We start from the raw sequence: 18,654 nt of genomic DNA, 5'->3' as shown, positions 1-18,654 counted from the left end.
AAGATTAATCAAAAACACAAGTCAAGTCAAACTCTTATTTAGTGGCCTATTAAGGAATAAAGTTTCTTATGAATAATTTTCCTCTCTATTGCCATAAATTTCATAAGCAAAATAGCCAAGTAGTAAGCCTATTCCTGAACCAAAACTTATTGAAGATAATAATGAAATGGAGAAAAACATGCTAAGAATCAAACCAATTGCACAACCAACAAGCATTCCTAGTGGTATTAAACTATTTAATAAATTTTGTGCGCCTTTTGATTTTTTCTTACCTAATTTCCCCTGCTTATGTTTTTGCTCAAGCCTTTTAACAACAAAGACCGCAATTCCTCCAATTATTGCAATGGGTAGAATAATACCTATAAATTCCGTGAATAATTCCATACTGTAATCTCCTTTCATTTATTCCTATATCTAATAAGGGAATTCATGGTATAACTATAACTCTATTGTTGTTTCTTCCATTTATAGGGGATATTTGACCAATCATACAACAGTGCAAACAGAAATATTAAAATTGTGATTGTTATAGTTTCTCCCCACTTAATGTCATTTTGAAAAATTAATTTACATCCAATTGTTACTATGAAAAATAACAACGCAAATCGAATGTTTTTCTTTATCATACATGACCCTCTTTTCGTTTTTTTGCCTGCCATTTTGTTGACCGTTCCTTTGTTAAAGTGTAGAGAATTCACAAATAGTGGTGTAGGGAATATCTATGATATTGACTGATGCTTATAGGCGATAATTGCCCTATTATTCAGTGTCTTTTTCGTTCAATTGTTTTCACAATTATTAAGCAGATAATACTTGTAAATGCTATTACATACCATACCGTTTTAGAGGAGTCTCCCCAAGAGTTAACCATTGCAATAAAAATTAAGATTAGTAATAGAGCATAAACTAAAAAACTTTGCATCTATTAACCTCCAAAATTGCCCTTGTCTTAACTGATTGAAAACTAACCCTTATAGAAATCGTAACATAGTGGAGTATTAATTGGTAGGTAAATGGAAAGTATCTAACGAGTAATATTGATCGTTACATGAACTAAAGTAACAGCTTGTGTACATTGCTTATGACAAGAACCATAGCTAGCTTCTGAAGCCATTAACGAGATTGAGAATGAGTGAAGGAATTGACAGGTTCACGCTATGTATAGGAGCTACAAGAGTGTTCTTGTGTAGAATAGGGTATTCCTTTTATTCCATTCAAGAAACACCCCATTTTCTCTATAAAGAATTTTGTAAAAGCTGTAAGATATCTTTCCCCATATGAACAGGATTTGTTGCTAGTATAGGGGATCGATAATTGGATAAAATCACGACACCTGTTTGCTGTTTTTTATTAAATCCTAGATAACTAGAGAAGCCTTTCGTTGACCCGTTATGCCAAAAAATATCGTCTTCAAGCAACCATCCTAGTCCGATGCTTATATCTTTTGAAATAGTATGGGTAGCTTGGTGTGTTAATTGATAGCCTGAATTTTGATTGCCAACATGTATTTTTATAAATTTTAATAAATCATCAACTGTGGATCGAATAGCTCCCGCTGCCATAAATTCATTCATTTGAAGTGGAGGCTTGTTATGTCCACGAACAGAGTAACCCTCTAATATGGCATCTTCTTTAGAGGAGGGGATAGAAATAAAGGTGTTGGTTAAATTTAAAGGCTCTACGATTCTACGTGTGATAGCTGTTTCAAAGTCAGTATGAAGTTCATTTGCTAATAAATATCCTAAAAACCCCATACCCACATTAGAATACCTAAACTTAGCTTTAGGCTCATATGTATGGGTTTTAAAATAATGTATGGTCTCATTCAATGAGTAGGGACAAAAAGGGTCACGAGGTGTTTGTTTATCAAAAAGATTATAGATGTTCTTCAGTACACCTATTCCCGGTAGACCAGATGTATGATTTGCCAGATGCCTCAAAGTAACAGGGTGATTATTGGGAATTGCAGAAAAATATTTGCCGATAGAGTCTTCAACCTTCACGATTCCTTCTTGAATCATTTCCCCAAACAAGGATGTTGTTAAAACTTTAGAGATTGACCCAATTTCATAGATATAGGGCTTTTTATCATATGTGACATTTGAGCCGTTGAATATAAAAGTAGCGTCTTGTTCACGACAAATAACACCAATGGATAAGGTTACATTCGGACGAGGCTTTATGTAAGGATAAGCAATTTTAAAAATATCCTTTTTTAAATCATTTAAATTCACAAATATTCCTCCCTTAATCGCTATTTTTTTGTGCATTAGAGACAATAGCATGTAATTTCATGAATATTTCTTTTAATTGCAGCAAATCTCCTTTAGAGAGCTGTGAATAGTATTTATTGATAATGGCTAGCTCAATTTCTTCCTGCTTCTGAAAATAATCATGACCTCTCGTATCCAACTCGATAATGATTTCTCTACGATCCTTTTTACTTATGGATCTTTTTATAAAGCCCTCCTGTTCCAATCTTCCTACTAATTGACTAACAGCACTAGCAGATGTTCCCATCAGTTTTGCTAATTCGAAGGTTTGCAAGGGACCATGTGTTTGAAGAAGACTTAAGAATAGTGCTTGCTTTGTAGTTAACGTTTCGTCTAACAGGGTGGAGAATTCTTCTGTTAGCATTACATTTGTTTCATATTCTATTTGGTTCAGCTCTTTTACAAGTTGCATAAGCTCTTTCTCCATTTATTTCACCACCTAAATAGTTAATGTATATTAATTATAAATGCAGATTAATGATAATACAAATATTTTTAGAATGAAAATAGAAATATGCATAAATATTCAAAAAGACGCATTTTTGACATATTTTATTGTCAATTTCTAATTTTTGAAAATAAACATAAAAATTCAGTTGATTTTATATTTATGCATGCTATACTTATTTCAACAGCAACAGAACAAGGAGCGAAGGCTATGAAATTACTTGAGGAAGTACAGTTAAAGTTAGTGTCTAGCTTAAAGGGTAAAGACCTACTAACTTTGTTAGATTATACAAGTGAAGAGGTTCAGCAGTTAGTGGAATTAGCAACACAACTGAAAATTATAACAAAAGAAGGAAAATGTCCAAGGCTATTAGAAGGTAAAACACTTGGCATGATTTTTGAAAAACATTCAACTCGTACTCGTATTTCTTTTGAGGTAGGCATGAATCAATTGGGCGGAAAAGGTATGTTTATGCATGCGCGTGATTTGCAGATTGGACGTGGTGAATCAATCTATGATACAGCACACGTACTGTCAGGCTATTTAGATGGTATTATGATTCGAGCAAATTCCCATGCTATGGTGAAGGAGCTTGCCGAGCATGCAACTATCCCAGTTATTAATGGACTAACAGATATTTATCACCCATGTCAGGCATTGGCGGATTTAGAAACAATCGCTGAGAATAAAGGTGAACTAAAAGGACTTAAAATTGCATATGTTGGAGATGGCAACAACGTGGCGCACTCATTAGTAGTCGCTTCTGCACATGTAGGAATGAACGTGGCAGTGGCAACGCCTGTTGGCTATGAATGTGATACAGAGGTTATCGCAAAAGCACAAGCTATCGCAGCGGCAAATGGCAGTACCATTACAATCACAAATGATCCAGTAGAAGCGGTGTTAAATGCAGATGTAGTATATGCAGATGTTTGGACATCCATGGGACAAGAAGAAGAAGCAGCAAAACGTCTTCAAGACTTTGCGGGTTATCAAATTAATGATGAACTTGTTTCCTATGCAAAGCCAAATTATATGTTTTTACACTGCTTACCTGCACATCGTGAAGAGGAAGTAGCGACATCTGTTATTGATGGCCCCAATTCTTACATCTTTGAGCAAGCAGAAAACAGACTACATGCACAAAAAGCAGTCCTTGCATCTATTTTAGCTTAAATTTTTGACATATGCTTCTCGGGTTGAGAAGTACGATATATACAGAGTTCACATTAATAACAGAGGGTGTCAATGTGAATAACATAACAGTGGTCTACAGACAGAGGGATGTAAACCACGCGCGATGTACGTTGTCAAGATGGATGGCCACATCGCTACATAGTAAAGTAACCTGGGAGACGCTAGGTTACTTTTTTGTTGTGTTATTTTTGTGATATCTCTGTTTCATTGCAAATCAAACAAGCATATTACCTAGTTTTCCAATCTTATTATAGAGAATAAAAGTATTTATCTATATAATGGGATAAATAAATAATTAGGGGAGGGCTTCAAATGAATATCGATCATATCGAGGCATTTTTATATGTCGTGCATTATAAAAGTATCCATAAGGCTGCTAATGCGTTATTTTTATCTCAGCCGACTGTAACTGCCCGTATTAAATCATTAGAACGAGAACTAAATGTTGAATTATTTCATCGAGATGGGCGAAGTGTAATTTTATCAGATAAGGGCAAGGATTTTTTACCATTCGCGACACAAATTGTGCAAACCTTCCAACAGGGAAAAAAGCAGTTAGAGGAAACTCAGGAGACGGATGAAGTGTGCATTGGTACTAATGGAGTGACAGCCCAATATTTTTTAGCGTACGCTTTACCAAAATGGAAGGAAAACTATCCGCATTTACGCTTTCAAATTGTTACGGGGTCAACAAATATAATATTAGAAAAGCTACAAAGTCATCAAATCCATTTTGGCCTTATCCAATATGTGCATCGAGAAGGGATTAGCAATGAGCTATTATTAAATAATGCTGTTAAACTCGTGATGCATCGCGAACATTCTTTTCAGCACAATACGCTAATTAAAGTAAGAGAACTAGCTCAGCAAAAAATGGTGTTTTTTGAATGTGGGGCCTTTGATTGGAATTATGTTCATAAGCTATTTGAGGTGGAGGGCGTCACTGCAAATATTGAAGTGCGTACAGATCATTTAGAAGTAGCGAAAGAATTTATTCGGACGCAAGGATATATGAGTTTTTTACCGCATCTCTGTGTAAAAAAGGAGCTTGAAAGTGGTGAGTTTGTAGAGATTGATGTCAAGCACTTACTGGATATGAATCAACATATTTTTTTAACTTATAACAATAAGGATACACTAGCTCCAGCCTTTTGGGAAAAGGTAATAGAAACTGCTGAGCAATTTGAAAATAGCTATGAAAAAATAGATTGATAAAATATTTTATCAAACAGTAAATTTTTTTCTATTATGTAGCCTATTGCATATTGCAGCGTTGAGCTGTAATATCTTCCTCAACCCTAATTGATTTATGGAGTATTATTTTTTTTATTAAAAACATACTTAACCACTATGTTTAGTAAAAATAAAGTTTGAGGAGGAAATGAATATGGTGAGACAGGACAAAATTCGATTTGGAGCAATTATTCACGGTGTAGGTGGTAATATTTCAGGCTGGCGTCATCCAAAGGTAGCAAGTAATCAAAGTGTAAGCCTACCATTTTACATCCAGCAGGCACAAAAGGCAGAGCAAGGGAAATTTGATGTAGTGTTTATTGCAGATGGCTTGTTTATCAACGAAAAATCAATTCCTCATTTTTTAAATCGCTTTGAGCCAATAACTATTTTATCAGCATTAGCAGTAGCAACAAAAAACATTGGGCTAGTTGGCACAGTATCTACCTCCTACAGTGAACCTTTTACAGTTGCACGTCAATTTGCCTCATTGGATCATATAAGTGGGGGACGTGCTGGATGGAATGTTGTGACAACTCCTTTAGAAAGCACTGCCTTAAACTACAATAGAACTATAGAACAGCATCCTAGTCACGCAGAGCGCTATCAAATTGCCGAAGAATATTTAGAAGTGGCTAAGGGCTTATGGGATTCATGGGACGATGATGCTTTTATTGCAGATGTAGAACAGGATGTGTTTTTTGATCCACATAAACTACATACCTTACACCATAAGGGGCAATATTTTTCTGTACAGGGACCACTTAATATTGCACGCTCTAGGCAAGGTCAGCCTGTTATTTTTCAGGCTGGCTCGTCTGATGCAGGTATCCGTTTAGCAGCTAAGGATGCAGATGCAATTTTTACACATGGTGTATCTTTAGATGAGGCACAGAAATTTTATCAAAGGGTTAAGACAGAGGCTATTGCATTTGGACGTAATCCACAGGAAATTAAAATCTTCCCAGGAATATCTCCGATTATTGGTGAAACGCTGGAGGAGGCTGAAGCTAAATATCAGGAAATCGTGGAGCTGGTATCCATAGAACGTGCACTTGCTTATTTAGGACGATACTTTGATCATCATGATTTTACACAGTATGATGTGGATGCTCCATTCCCAGAGCTTGGTGATATAGGAGCTAATAGCTTTAGAAGTACAACCGATTATATAAAAAAATATGCCAAACAAGAAGGACTGACATTACGACAAGTTGCTTTACGTGAGGCAACACCAAAAACAGCTTTCTTCGGAACAGCCGAGCAAGTCGCTGATCTAGTGCAGGAATGGTTTGAAAAGGAGGCAGCGGATGGCTTTATTATTGCTGTAACTGTACCTTGGGCACTTGACGATTTTATAGATAAGGTTGTACCAATTTTACAAGCAAGAGGGCTTTATCGTGAAGAGTATGAGGCGGATACATTACGTGGCAATTTAGGTTTACCGTTTAAGGAAAGCCGTTATGTCAAACATACTGTCTCTTAAAACCTAGAAAATTGATCTGAATAAAAAGTTAAGGAGGCAATATATGAGCTATTCACTAGGAATATTAGATCAAAGTCCGATTATCGAGGGTGCAACAAATGAGCAGACCTTGCAAAAGACAGTGGCACTCGCACAAAAAGCTGAGAAATTAGGCTACTCACGCTTTTGGGTATCGGAGCACCATCATACAGATTCATTAGCAGGAACATCTCCTGAGGTATTAGTATCTTATTTACTAGCTAAAACAAAATCAATCAACATTGGATCGGGTGGGGTTATGCTACAGCATTATAGTCCCTATAAAGTAGCGGAAAATTTCCATGTTTTATCATCCTTGGAGCCGGGGCGAGTAGATTTGGGTATTGGGAAGGCACCTGGAGGCTTACCTCTTTCTACAAAGGCCCTCCAATATGGCACGCTCAATAATGGAGGAGATTTTGAGGAAAGATTACTATTTTTACAGCAATTAATTGAGCAATCAATACCAAAAGAGCACGAATTATATGGCATACAAGCAACGCCTATTCCGAAGATAAAGCCAACATTATTTTTACTCGGTGCTAGCCCAGAAAGTGCTGCTCTTGCAGGTAAACTAGGAATTGCATTCGTCTTTGCTCGATTTATTAATAGTGATAATAATGTTTTGGCACAAGCAGCTAAAACCTATCGCAGTCACCATCCAAACGGCCATTTTGCGATTTCCATTGCCGCACTTGCTGCCCCAAGCAAAGAGGAAGCGAAAGAGCTGGTGGGTGATCAAAAAATTACAAAGGTGCATTTAGCAAGTGGCAGAAGCCTGACACTACAATCAGTAGAGCTAGCAGAGAAATTTGGTCAGGAATCTGGAGAGGAATATACGGTCGAGCAGTATGAGGCCGATATTTTATACGGTACAGCTGAAGAAATTAAAGTCATTTTAGATGACTACCATGTGAACTACCAAATCGATGAATTTATTTTGCATACGCCTGTCTTAAAGGATTTTGAGCGTGAGCGATCTTTTGAGCTATTGAGTCCAGTACATTTAAAAGAAGCGGTTAGCTAAGGAGGAAAACATTATGACAAAAAATAGAGATGTAATAATTTGGTCGAAGCAGGGCTGTAGCTACTGTAATGAGGTAAAAACGTATTTACAAGAGGAGGGTATACCTTATAAGACAGTGGATGTAACGCATAATGATGCTTTCCGTGATATTCTCGATATAAAATATGGAATTCGCTATGTACCTGTCGTAGAAATTGGCTCAAGTGAAGACGGTATCTATCAAGCCGTTACAGAACTTGGTCTGGAGCATTTAAAGGCAGCACTAGCTGAAGAAAAAATACAGTCATAAAACGTATAAAATGAAAGCATCTTTAAATTAATGGCGCCCTTTTTTATTTTTTATCCCACCATAACGTTAATATTACTAGCTGATGGATACAATTAACTGCAAATGTAGTTCAAACAGCTGCAAGTTTACTAATTGCAGTTATTACATTTATCTGGTCATCGCTACACAGTGGTAATTTGAATAATAATTTACCAAATATAAAAACTAGACGGATATTAACAACACAACACATTGAGCAGGCTGTGTTTCCTGCAAAATGACCAATTAGAGCGTTTTGCAAAAGCCTGTTCTCAAAAAAAGAGCTACCAAGCCCAATTTGGCATTAAAAAAATTTCACTTTGTTATAAATGCTACTATTCAGCTAAGTTTACATTGATAAAAGCGAGGGATATTATGAAAAAAATAACACTTTTAAGTTTGCTACTGTTAATGTTGCTTTTAACCGCTTGTGCAGGTACTGAAAAGCTTGAAGGAGATACAAGTAAGAATGATACAGCACAGAGTGGAAAGAAAGTTCAAAAAATGATTGTTGGTACAGGTACACAATTTCCAAATATCTGCTTCTTAGATGACAAAGGAAATTTGACTGGTTATGACGTGGAGCTTGTTCGTGCAATTGATGAGAAGCTACCAGATTATGAGTTTGAATTTAAAACAATGGAATTCTCAAATTTATTGCTAAGTTTGGAAACAAGAAAAATTGATTTTGTTGCACATCAAATGGAAGTCAATGATGAGCGTGAGGAGAAGTTTCTATTTAATAAAGAGCCCTATAATGTATTCCCATTAAAGGTAACGGTTAATGCAAAAAACGATGATATTCAATCTATTGACGATTTAAAGGGAAAAAATGTGAGTGTTTCTCCAACTAGTAATTCAGCTGTCTTTATTGAGAAATACAATAAGGAACACGATTTAGGTGCAAATATTATCTATTCATCAGGCTCAGTTGATGTTAATAACCAACTTGCGACGGGGCGTGTGGATGCTATTATAACAACACCATTTGCAGTGAAGTATTATAACGAAAACAATGAAGCACAGCAAAAGGTAGCGGGAGACGCATTATTAAATTCAAAAGTGTATTTCTTATTAAATAAAGATGAGATTATCCTCCAGCAACGACTTGATGATGCTATTCGTGAATTAAAGGAAGAAGGTGTTATTAGCGAGCTAAGTAAAAAGTGGTTAGGTGATGATTATACCGTGGACTTTTAAATAAAACAGAGAGGGTGAAGGAAGTATGGCAAATGACTTTGACTTCGTGCTTATAGCAAAAATACTTCCAATATTACTTCAGTATTTACCAGTAACACTTGAAATTTTAGTGTTCTCGATTCTTTTTGGCATACTGCTTGGAATAGGTATTGCATTACCAAAGCTACTCCATATCAATGTTTTGAGACAAATAATAACAATCTATATTTCGTTTATTCGTGGTACACCGATATTAGTACAATTATTTTTAGTGTTTTATGGCATACCTGCATTATTAAAGATTGTGCATATTGATGTAACAAGAATGGATGCCATGTATTTTGTTATTATTACCTACACGTTCAGTAATGCTGCTGCATTTGCAGAAATTTTTAGAGCCTCGATTTTAACGGTGGATCGAGGGCAAATCGAGGCTGCATATTCAGTAGGCTTAAATGGTACACAGGCCTTTGTGCGGATTGTATTTCCTCAGGCTCTTCGCGTTGCCTTTCCCAATCTAGCGAACACGATGATTAGCTCCTTAAAAGACACATCTCTTGCATTTTCAATTGGTGTCATGGATATGGTTGGGAGAGGAGAAACACTTATTGCCTCTACCACAAGAGCGCTAGAGATTTATTTGGCACTATCGATTGTCTATTATGTCATTGTGATGCTGCTAGAGAGGGTTTTAAAGAGTAATGAGCGCTATCTAAATCGCTATATGCCAAAGGAAGCTGTATCTAGCTAGGAGGTAAAAGTTATGACCATAGATTTTGCATTTATTTTTGAAGCTTTTAAAGAAATTAGTAAGGTACTGCCGTTAACCTTGTTTATGACAATTACACCTGTCTTATTGGGCATCATCATCGGTGTTATTGTTGCCTTTGTTCGACTCCAGCAAACTAAATTTTTCACACCGTTGTTAAATTTTTATGTATCTTTTTTTAGAGGTACACCCATTATTATGCATATAATGCTTGTTTATTTTGGGGTTCCTATCATAGTGGATTTTCTTGCGAAAGCATTAAAGTTAAATGTTCAATCCAGCTCTATTCCTATATTATTTTTTGTTTTACTTGCTTTGACATTGAGTGCGGGTGCCTATGCCTCCGAAATAATTCGATCAGGGATTTTAAGTGTACCTAAGGGGCAGCTAGAGGCAGCTTATGCAGTTGGTTTAACATTTTCTCAGGCAATGCGACGGTATATATTACCTCAGGCATTTAGTAAATCAATTCCTAATTTTACGAATGTTTTTATAGGCTTTTTACATGCTACATCGCTAGCTTTTTTTCTTTCAGTGAAAGAATTAACAGGTGTAGCGAATATTGTTGCCTCTAAAAATTTAAAATTTTTGGAGGCATTTATCGCTGTTGGTCTTATCTATTGGGGCGTTTCAGCCGTCGTTGAATGGCTTGCCCATCGCCTTGAAAGAAAAGTGACTGCCTATAATAAGGGCGGCATTTGACGAAATACCTATGGTTCGACAAAAAAAGAAAGGGGAATAAACAATGACAGTCGTGGAAATAGTGATTGAACAATTGAAAGAGGAAGACCATGCACGTTATGTAGAAGTTCTTGTAGAGAGCTATTCACAATATGAGAAAGAATATCATAACCCAGAGGATTGGGCTTCATATTTAAGTGCTATTCGTGCATCCGTAGGTAATCCTGATGCAGCAACAATTTTAGTGGCAAAGCAGGGGGATAAAATTTTAGGGGGACTCCAGCTATTTACGGATTCTGAAAAGGCCTATGGTTTGCCAGAGCTTACAATACATTCTACTATTGTACGTTTACTTGGCGTGCATCCTAAGGGAAGGGGATTAGGCATTGCGAAAAAATTACTACAAGAAAGCTTTGCCTTCGCACGCGCTCGTCAGGATCAAGCTTTATATTTACATTCGGGCGATATCATGCAGGTTGCCATTAATCTTTACTTATCATTAGGTTTTGTACGTGATGAATCTAAGGATTTTCGCAAGGGAGATATTCTTGTAAAAGGCTTCCGTTATGATTTATAAAAGTATTTAAGTGGCTTTCAGTACAAATAATCTATTTAAATGATTATTGACGTGGCATAGCGGTACTCTGCTTCCTAGGGAGCTTCAATACTGCTGTGCTAACCTATTTCGTTTAAGGCAACTACTCTCAAGGAATTGCTCATCACCTTACACATGTTTTGCCTACGGTCATAAGGCTACTTCCCCTATGACATTAAGAGGGAGATCCCTATAAAAACTAATACGATCCCGTCTTAATGACGAGATCGTGTTTTTTTGCAAGATTACATAGTAAAAATTTTTCCTGGATTCATAATATTATGGGGATCAAGGGCTGCCTTTATGCTTTTCATCACTAATAGGGATGTACCATGCTCCGTTGATTGATATTTCATTTTGCCAATTCCAACTCCATGCTCACCTGTACATGTTCCACCTCGGAGTAAGGCATATTGCACAATATGTTCATTAAAGCGGTCTGCTTGTGCGCGTTCGGCAGAATCATTTGGATCAAGCATAAGCAATGCATGAAAGTTACCATCTCCAACATGGCCAACAATACCACCTGCCAGCCCAACGCCTTCCAGTTGCTCACGCGCATATAAAATGGTTTCAGCTAGTTTTGAAATGGGTACACATACATCAGTCGACATCAGCTTTTTCCCAGGGTAAGCATGAATATATGCATAGGCTAAGGAATGGCGAGCCTGCCAGAGCCTATTGCGTGCTGCTGTATCATGCTCGAATTCAACTGAAAGACAATCGAAATCTTTGAAAATCTCTGTCGCAAAATCTATGTCAGCATGCATACCAGCTTCGTTACCGTGGAATTCTAAAAATAATGTAGGTTTTTCTTCATAAGACGTTTCATTATAAATATTTGCCTGTTTAATAGAGGCTTCATCTACCAGCTCAACACGGCCAATTGAAATCCCGACCTGCAATAATGCAGTTACTGCACTAACAGCATCGCCAACTGTTGCAAAAACTGCACGCCCTGCAGTTACAAATTCAGGAATTCCATAGACCTTTAACGTTAATTCTGTAAAGCAGCCAAGTGTACCCTCAGAGCCAACAAATAAGCTATTTAAATGATAACCAGAAGATGATTTAGCGGCAAGGCTCCCAGTATGAATAACCGAGCCATCCGCTAGTACGACCTCTAAATCACGAACTTGATCCCGCATAACCCCATAGCGTACTGCGGTTGTCCCGCTAGCATTGGTAGCAGCCATACCACCTAATGTTGCATCAGCACCAGGATCGACAGTGAATTGAAGTCCATGTTTTTTTAATTCTTTATTCAATTGATCACGAGTTACACCCGGCTGTACTTTTACCAATAGGTCGTCTGGTCGAATGTCTAAAATAGCATTCATTTCAGAGAAATCGATAGAAATACCATTGGCAATGGGAATTGCATTTCCTTCTAAGCTTGAACCAACTCCGAAAGGTACGACTGGTACACGTTCCGCATGCGCGATTTTCAAGATGGCACTGACATCTGCTGTGGAACGGGGAAAGACAACGATATCTGGTAAGCTCATTGCATGATGAGACTCATCCTTCCCATGAAGCTGTCGCACTGTTTCGTTTGTCGATACTTGTTCTTCTAATAAAGCCTCTTTTAGTTGATTGATGATTAATTCTACGGCAACAGTCATTCCAATCCCTCCAAATTTTCTGATAAGTAAAACTTTATCATGCATTTCTTGGAAATGGAATGAAATATTTAGCATTTTGCCTTGATGTTGTTGTAGCTACCGCCCAAACAATATGGACCAATCACCCTTTAAAAGAATTTAGAAAATCTTTGTTCCTCTATACCTTTGAGTGTTTGGTCACTAAACTGCATCGCCTACATTGTTTACTGAAATCAGTGAGCAAATGCTTTTTCTAGCTTTTGTACAAATGCATCCTGCTCAGCAGGACTAGATTGCTGCCACCACTTTTCAAAAAATACACCAAGCCCAGGTAATAAATGCTCTTCCCCACGACTGATCGCATCTTCAACAATATCTTTAAATTCAGCCGCTGTTTGACCATGTACGTTTGTCGTGATCGCATCTCTTATTTGAAAATTCATCTATTTCGCCTCCTTAGTGATAATTTGTCCAGCCTTTGAAGAAATATGTATAGAAGGACAGATAAAGATAGGATTTTTTATTATTTTATAGCGATTCTGAATTAATTATAGTATGGATTTATACAAAATTTCTGATCATATCGACAAAAAGGGTATTCGCCATGTTCGTAGTATAATAAGTAAGATAAAGGCACCTAGGAATAAAGGACTGTGCATAGTCGTAAGGAAAATGGGATGCCGCAATGTAATAAGCTATCACCTGAACAGTCATTTGAAGAAGTATTAGAAAAAGTCCAACCAATGATAACGTCGATCTTTTTAAAGCTCCATATTTATAAAGATTATGATTATTATCGTCATCTTGCTTCGATAGCAGTATGGGAGGCTTGGTGTAAAGTAGATCCATTGAAAGGTAAATTTTCAGCTTATATTTATACAACCGTTAAGGGAGAGCTGATGAAGGAGCTGACAAAAGAGGTGACATTTGAAGAATTGCATGCACCTATGGATGATGAAACTATAAATTACGTTAAAGGTTTTGAAATAAGTCCGAAAAGTCCTATGCTTTTAGAAGCTTTATTGGCTGAAGTAAAGGAGGAGGAAAGAGCTATCTTACTACTTTATTATGTAGAAGGTTATACTTATGAGGAGATCGCTCAAGTATTACATTTATCAGTATCAGCCATAAAAAAGAGGCGTACTAGAATCATGACAAAACTACGTGGGCTGAGGTCCTCTATAGTAAAATAAAGGGATAAAATAGCAAAAGTATGCTAATATCTAAATACACAGAATATTAGCATACTTTCAATACTTGCATACAACTTCCAAAAAAAATGCTATGATTTGTAAGAAGTCAAAAAAATATACAATTTTTAAAATGATATTTTCAATAGGTAGATAAATTTACCTATACAATTTATAGATATATACTTAGTATGGAGGGTTTGGATTGGAAAATTGGTTTAATCATTTAGAAATTGAAAAGAAGGAGTTTTGGTATATAGTATTACCGTTATTGCTAGTGGTACCCCTATTAGGTTTTAGTAATCAGGTATATGGTATTTTTAAGGAAGAAAGTTATCTTTATTTGAATTTAGTTATAAAAATACTCATTATTGTTTTTACAATGGCAATTGCCATTCAATCTTGGCTTGTTTTTTCACATCTCTCATCAAATCAAACATTATACATAGGTAATTTATTTTTTATCACCGCATTATTGGAATTAGCTAGTTTAGTTATTCAACAAAACTATTCCGTTCATTCGCACTATGCGGTAATGAGTATACATATCATAATGCGTTTATGCTTGGCTATTGGCTTTTTATTTATTATTGTAAAGCCAAAACAAAATATAGCGATGAAATATCGTTATTATACATATGGAAGTTCCTTAATATTAGTATTACTTACCCTTTTTTTAGTTTATTTATCTTCAAGGCAATTACTGTTTGAGAATCAGTTGAATAAAATAAATGATATTGTTTATTTATCTTCTGCGGTTTTCCAGATTGTCACAATATTTATTTTAAGTAAATATTTTAAAAAGATACCAAAACGTGTAATGTGGCTTATTTGTGCCGCCATCTATTTAATTTTTAGTGATATTTTCTTTGTTATCAGTAAGGATTGGCAATCAATTTGGGGATTTTCAGCACTTATTTATCAATTTTTTGCATTCTATTTTTTCTTAAAGGCCATTTATTATACAACTGTAGAAAAACCTTATCAGCAGCTTTTGAAAATCAAGCAGGATTTGGAGCATTCACAGCAAGAGCTTCATTTTCAAGCCTACCATGATGATATTACACAGCTTCCAAATGAGCACTTATTATTGAAAACCTTAAAGGAAAGCTTACATGCAAATAACCATCAAAAGGCAATTATAGCCATCGAAATTGATCGATTAGCAGCAATTCGTGCATCAATAGGGATTAGCTATTCCAATAAGATGATGAAGCTTGTTGCTGAAAGGATACAAGGAATATTACCGCCTTATTATTTTGCAACAAAACTGAATGAAGGCCAATTTATTATTTATATTAATCATGTCAAAACAAGAGAAGAGCTATTACAATTCTGTTTAAATTTAAGAAATGTGATGAAACAGCCCTTACAGGTACAGTTATTTTCACTTAATGGAAATCTTAATATAGGTATTGCCCTACATGAAGAAGATTGTACGGGTGAAGAACTACTAATGCATGCACAATTAGCAATGAGAGAAGCGAGTCAGCTCCCTCAAAGATGTTTATTTTATAAACCTTATATGTCTAACGGAGTTACTGATCGTATTCTAATTGAGCAAGATTTACATAAGGCACTGGCTAATCAGGAATTTTATTTGGATTTTCAACCACAGGTAAATTTAAAAACGGGTAAAATTGAATCTGTAGAAGCACTTGTACGCTGGTGTCATCCAACACGAGGGTTTGTGGCTCCAGATCAGTTTATAGCCATTGCTGAGGAATCAGGTCTTATCATTCCGTTGGGAAAATGGATTTTAGAAACCGCCTGTGCTCAAGCTAAAGCTTGGGAGGAGCAAGGATTACCACCGATGAAGGTAGCCGTAAATCTTTCGCTTGGACAATTGTTCCAGCAGGATTTAGTGCAGATGGTACAGGAAATTTTGCAGCGTACACGATTAGAACCAAAGCATTTACAATTAGAAATCACGGAAAGTATGACGATGAATATTGATCAAATGACACAGCTGCTGTATGAATTAAAGGCATTAGGTATTCAAATTGCTGTGGATGATTTTGGGACTGGCTATTCTTCACTTTCTTATTTAAAGGATTTTCCGATTGATTGCTTAAAAATTGACCGCGCGTTTGTTCGAAATATTCAGCATAATCCAAATGATGAAGCACTTGTGTCCATGATTTTATCGATGGCCAAGCATTTGCGACTGAAGGTTGTTGCAGAGGGAATTGAGGAAGTTGAGCAGCTTGCGTTCCTTATTGATGGAGATTGCGATTATATCCAGGGATATTTATTCAGTAAGCCGATTTCAGCAGAACAAATCTCTAATAACTTTAACGAATTACACATACATGCTTTAGAAATTTTAACACAATTTACATATGTAGAAGACTACATTATTTAGAGATAAAGATAATGAATAATAATAGGCTAGTCTCAACAATTATAATCCGCTACAATTTAAAAAGGAAAAATTATAGCGTTTAACCTATTTAGTGGGTGCATAAATAAAATAAACCCCAGCAGATGTCACGGATTTTGATGAGGCTCGAAAAAATCCGAACGCAATGATGCTGGGGTATAATTGATTAATGCATCAGATACTCTTCCTTTAATTCTCCTATATCCACCTCTGATCGCTCCTCTAAAGAACGCCGTAAATGAACAGTTGCTGTTTTTCCATCGTCATGAAGCTTATCAATCCAGATAGATACGCCATTATAACTGACTTCATATTCTAATGGTGAGGCGACTATTTCTTGTGCACGTTTAAAATCCACTTGAAGTCCCCCTTATTTTTTTGATTTACCTTCTTTGGTAACGGAATGAATAAGTTCCATAAACTCTTTTGAAAATTCTTCACTCACTTTGTTGGGCGCTATTTTTTGGTTTTTTGGCGTTTGAGGTAAAGATCCTTTGTTGGCGCTTTGTCCTTGTTTATTGTCTCTTCCCATGTTTGTATCTCCTTTCGTTTTTGATATTTCTTAATATGGCTTTTGAATCGAATTTTTATCAAGGGGAAATCTAGGGAACAGAAAAAATTTAATGTAAAACAGTTATGAATTATTTTTGGAGAAATCGTTAACCTTAAAAGAAACAAGCGTTTTTATAGCGAGACCTTTTTTATGGAAAAGTCATTATTTAATAGCACCCAATTTTGTGGGAAAGGGAAACCTAATGCCCAATAGCTAATTCCTCTAAGGTTATAGTGTCGCACCATATCAAACTTAGCTTGTGCACTTCGAGCATCTTCAAACCAAACTTCGTGTTGCTTCCCATGTTCATCAACATAACGAAAATATGGTGACTGTGCAACTAGATCATATTGAATGGTTGCACCATATTTTATTGCCCGATTAACAGCTTCTTGAGAACTGAATGTTTCTGCTTCTTGTCCTTTTACATGTGGTAAAAGCCAATCACGAGCATAAAGTTCGAAGCCTAAAAGTATTTTCTCAGCAGGTATAGCAGTTAATGCATATTCAACAACTTTCCTCATTTCATTAATTGGAGATATTGCTTGTGGTGGGCCAAGTCGATACCCCCATTCATAGGTCATCAATACTACAAAATCTGCAATCTTCCCATGTGCTTCATAATCGTGAGCCTCATACAGTGTTCCTACCTGTGCTGCGCTTGTTTTAGGTGCAAGTGCTGAAGATACTAGATAGCCATACGGATGTAGACGGTCAGCAGCGAGTTGAAGAAAGGCAGTATAATTTTCTCGATCTGCTGGAAGGACGTATTCAAAATCAATATTTAAAACTTTATAACCCTTCTCCTGCATTACTTGTAGAGTATTAGTAATCACTTTTTCACGTAATGCTGCGCTTGATAAAATAACATGTGATAAGTTAGAGCCTGTTTCAGTAGAAGTTAGGTTTGTAAGGGTTAGCATAGGTGTAATGTTTTTTGCATTGGCAGCTGCAATCATTTCTTGATCATCAAGCGGCTCTAAAGTTCCATCCTCCTTTATTATATAAGCAAAAGGACTAAAATAAGTAAGAAGATGGCCAATGGCATTTATAGATTGAACAGCTTCTTTTGGCTTTTCATACGTATAGGCGTTCACCTCAATTGAAGGCTTTGCTCTTGGGATGATTAAGTGTGTACCTACATAAATCAGATTTGGATTTGAAATGCCATTTTCAACAGCAATAGCTTGAACAGTCGTACTATATTGATAAGCAATTTGAGATAACGTTTCTCCAGGTTGGACGATATGAATAACGGGTGGAATTACTAATTGAGTGCCAGGCGTTAGCAAATCAGGATTAGTTAAATGATTAACAGAGATAATAGATTGAATTGATACGTTGTATTGTTGTGCAATCGACCATAGAGTATCTCCTTTTTTCACTGTATGAGTTGTATAGGGAGAGGGAATAACGAGTGATTGTCCGATTACTAATTGGTCTGGATTAGATAATCCATTTAATTGAATAATCTCCTGAATAGGTACAAAATAGTGATTTGCAATTTGCCACAGTGTTTCACCAGCACTCACCACATGTATTATCATTGGACACCTCCAAAGTAGTTTTCATATTGCATCATATGTATTAAGGAAGAAAATGAGTATTTTTCTGAAGAGCCTTCTATTTCTGTGGATTCAACAATGCATAATAAATATTTTATTGTTCATATTCTTTCCAATCAATATGCATAGGATAGAGCATATGCATT

20 protein-coding genes are annotated in these 18,654 nt (G+C 36.2%); 11 read left to right on the top strand and 9 right to left on the bottom strand.

The window, feature by feature from the left end; translation table 11 throughout:
* Positions 1–66 precede the first annotated feature (66 nt).
* From AC2CGN_RS10565 to AC2CGN_RS10550, 4 genes are all read right to left on the bottom strand, one after another.
* Positions 67–384 (bottom strand): hypothetical protein, encoded by a 318-nt coding sequence (locus AC2CGN_RS10565; RefSeq protein ID WP_429982716.1) that lies wholly within the window; start codon positions 382–384, stop codon positions 67–69.
* Positions 385–763: 379 nt separating this feature from the next.
* Positions 764–922: a hypothetical protein gene (locus AC2CGN_RS10560; RefSeq protein WP_429982715.1), complete on the bottom strand. Its 159-nt coding sequence runs from the start codon at positions 920–922 to the stop codon at positions 764–766.
* 313 nt (positions 923–1,235) lie between these two features.
* Entirely contained in the window at positions 1,236–2,234 is a 999-nt protein-coding gene (locus tag AC2CGN_RS10555) for a serine hydrolase domain-containing protein (RefSeq protein WP_484513764.1), read from the bottom strand.
* Positions 2,235–2,247: 13 nt separating this feature from the next.
* Entirely contained in the window at positions 2,248–2,700 is a 453-nt protein-coding gene (locus tag AC2CGN_RS10550; protein WP_286924582.1) for a MarR family winged helix-turn-helix transcriptional regulator, read from the bottom strand.
* 231 nt (positions 2,701–2,931) lie between these two features.
* Here AC2CGN_RS10550 and argF point away from each other — a divergent pair, with 231 nt between their 5' ends.
* From argF to AC2CGN_RS10505, 9 genes are all read left to right on the top strand, one after another.
* Positions 2,932–3,897, top strand: a complete 966-nt coding sequence (argF, locus tag AC2CGN_RS10545; protein ID WP_054770936.1) for an ornithine carbamoyltransferase — start codon at positions 2,932–2,934, stop codon at positions 3,895–3,897.
* Positions 3,898–4,230: 333 nt separating this feature from the next.
* The gene (locus AC2CGN_RS10540) at positions 4,231–5,130 is read left to right on the top strand and encodes a LysR family transcriptional regulator (RefSeq protein WP_484513761.1); all 900 of its coding nucleotides are present in this window, start codon (positions 4,231–4,233) and stop codon (positions 5,128–5,130) included.
* Positions 5,131–5,305: 175 nt separating this feature from the next.
* A complete protein-coding gene (locus tag AC2CGN_RS10535) occupies positions 5,306–6,637 on the top strand; it encodes an LLM class flavin-dependent oxidoreductase (RefSeq protein WP_484513759.1) in 1,332 nt (443 codons plus the stop codon).
* A 43-nt stretch (positions 6,638–6,680) separates the two neighbouring features.
* Positions 6,681–7,682 (top strand): LLM class flavin-dependent oxidoreductase, encoded by a 1,002-nt coding sequence (locus tag AC2CGN_RS10530; protein WP_286924579.1) that lies wholly within the window; start codon positions 6,681–6,683, stop codon positions 7,680–7,682.
* Positions 7,683–7,695: 13 nt separating this feature from the next.
* Positions 7,696–7,971: a glutaredoxin family protein gene (locus tag AC2CGN_RS10525; RefSeq protein WP_286924578.1), complete on the top strand. Its 276-nt coding sequence runs from the start codon at positions 7,696–7,698 to the stop codon at positions 7,969–7,971.
* Between the two features lie 393 nt (positions 7,972–8,364).
* On the top strand, positions 8,365–9,189 hold the full coding sequence (locus AC2CGN_RS10520) for a transporter substrate-binding domain-containing protein (protein WP_484513756.1): 825 nt from the start codon (positions 8,365–8,367) through the stop codon (positions 9,187–9,189).
* A gap of 25 nt (positions 9,190–9,214) precedes the next feature.
* Entirely contained in the window at positions 9,215–9,919 is a 705-nt protein-coding gene (locus AC2CGN_RS10515; protein ID WP_429982709.1) for an amino acid ABC transporter permease, read from the top strand.
* Between the two features lie 12 nt (positions 9,920–9,931).
* Positions 9,932–10,639 carry an amino acid ABC transporter permease gene (locus tag AC2CGN_RS10510; RefSeq protein ID WP_286924575.1) on the top strand — a complete coding sequence of 236 codons (708 nt, stop codon included), beginning with the start codon at positions 9,932–9,934 and terminating at the stop codon, positions 10,637–10,639.
* Positions 10,640–10,682: 43 nt separating this feature from the next.
* Positions 10,683–11,195 carry a GNAT family N-acetyltransferase gene (locus AC2CGN_RS10505; RefSeq protein ID WP_484513754.1) on the top strand — a complete coding sequence of 171 codons (513 nt, stop codon included), beginning with the start codon at positions 10,683–10,685 and terminating at the stop codon, positions 11,193–11,195.
* Positions 11,196–11,458: 263 nt separating this feature from the next.
* Here the strand turns inward: AC2CGN_RS10505 and AC2CGN_RS10500 are convergent, their stop codons facing one another.
* Together AC2CGN_RS10500 and sspI are read right to left on the bottom strand one after the other, a co-directional pair.
* Positions 11,459–12,838 (bottom strand): FAD-binding oxidoreductase, encoded by a 1,380-nt coding sequence (locus AC2CGN_RS10500; RefSeq protein ID WP_286924573.1) that lies wholly within the window; start codon positions 12,836–12,838, stop codon positions 11,459–11,461.
* Positions 12,839–13,050: 212 nt separating this feature from the next.
* Positions 13,051–13,260 (bottom strand): small acid-soluble spore protein SspI, encoded by a 210-nt coding sequence (gene sspI / locus AC2CGN_RS10495; RefSeq protein ID WP_283869109.1) that lies wholly within the window; start codon positions 13,258–13,260, stop codon positions 13,051–13,053.
* A gap of 210 nt (positions 13,261–13,470) precedes the next feature.
* Here sspI and AC2CGN_RS10490 point away from each other — a divergent pair, with 210 nt between their 5' ends.
* Complete coding sequence (locus AC2CGN_RS10490) at positions 13,471–14,010, top strand: RNA polymerase sigma factor (RefSeq protein ID WP_429982706.1); 540 nt, start codon at positions 13,471–13,473, stop codon at positions 14,008–14,010.
* 202 nt (positions 14,011–14,212) lie between these two features.
* Positions 14,213–16,372, top strand: a complete 2,160-nt coding sequence (locus AC2CGN_RS10485) for a bifunctional diguanylate cyclase/phosphodiesterase (RefSeq protein ID WP_484513751.1) — start codon at positions 14,213–14,215, stop codon at positions 16,370–16,372.
* 184 nt (positions 16,373–16,556) lie between these two features.
* Here AC2CGN_RS10485 and AC2CGN_RS10480 read toward each other — a convergent pair whose 3' ends face one another.
* The 3 genes from AC2CGN_RS10480 to AC2CGN_RS10470 all read right to left on the bottom strand — a co-directional run bounded on the left by AC2CGN_RS10480 (position 16,557) and on the right by AC2CGN_RS10470 (position 18,490).
* Entirely contained in the window at positions 16,557–16,748 is a 192-nt protein-coding gene (locus tag AC2CGN_RS10480) for an H-type small acid-soluble spore protein (RefSeq protein ID WP_054770918.1), read from the bottom strand.
* Between the two features lie 12 nt (positions 16,749–16,760).
* Positions 16,761–16,922: a YfhD family protein gene (locus AC2CGN_RS10475; protein WP_283869106.1), complete on the bottom strand. Its 162-nt coding sequence runs from the start codon at positions 16,920–16,922 to the stop codon at positions 16,761–16,763.
* 152 nt (positions 16,923–17,074) lie between these two features.
* Positions 17,075–18,490 (bottom strand): LysM peptidoglycan-binding domain-containing protein, encoded by a 1,416-nt coding sequence (locus AC2CGN_RS10470; RefSeq protein ID WP_484513748.1) that lies wholly within the window; start codon positions 18,488–18,490, stop codon positions 17,075–17,077.
* Between the last annotated feature and the right edge of the window lie 164 nt (positions 18,491–18,654).

It is taken from the genome of Lysinibacillus sp. DFXJR4, from assembly GCF_057196045.1.
This window is presented reverse-complemented; position numbering and strand designations above follow the sequence as displayed.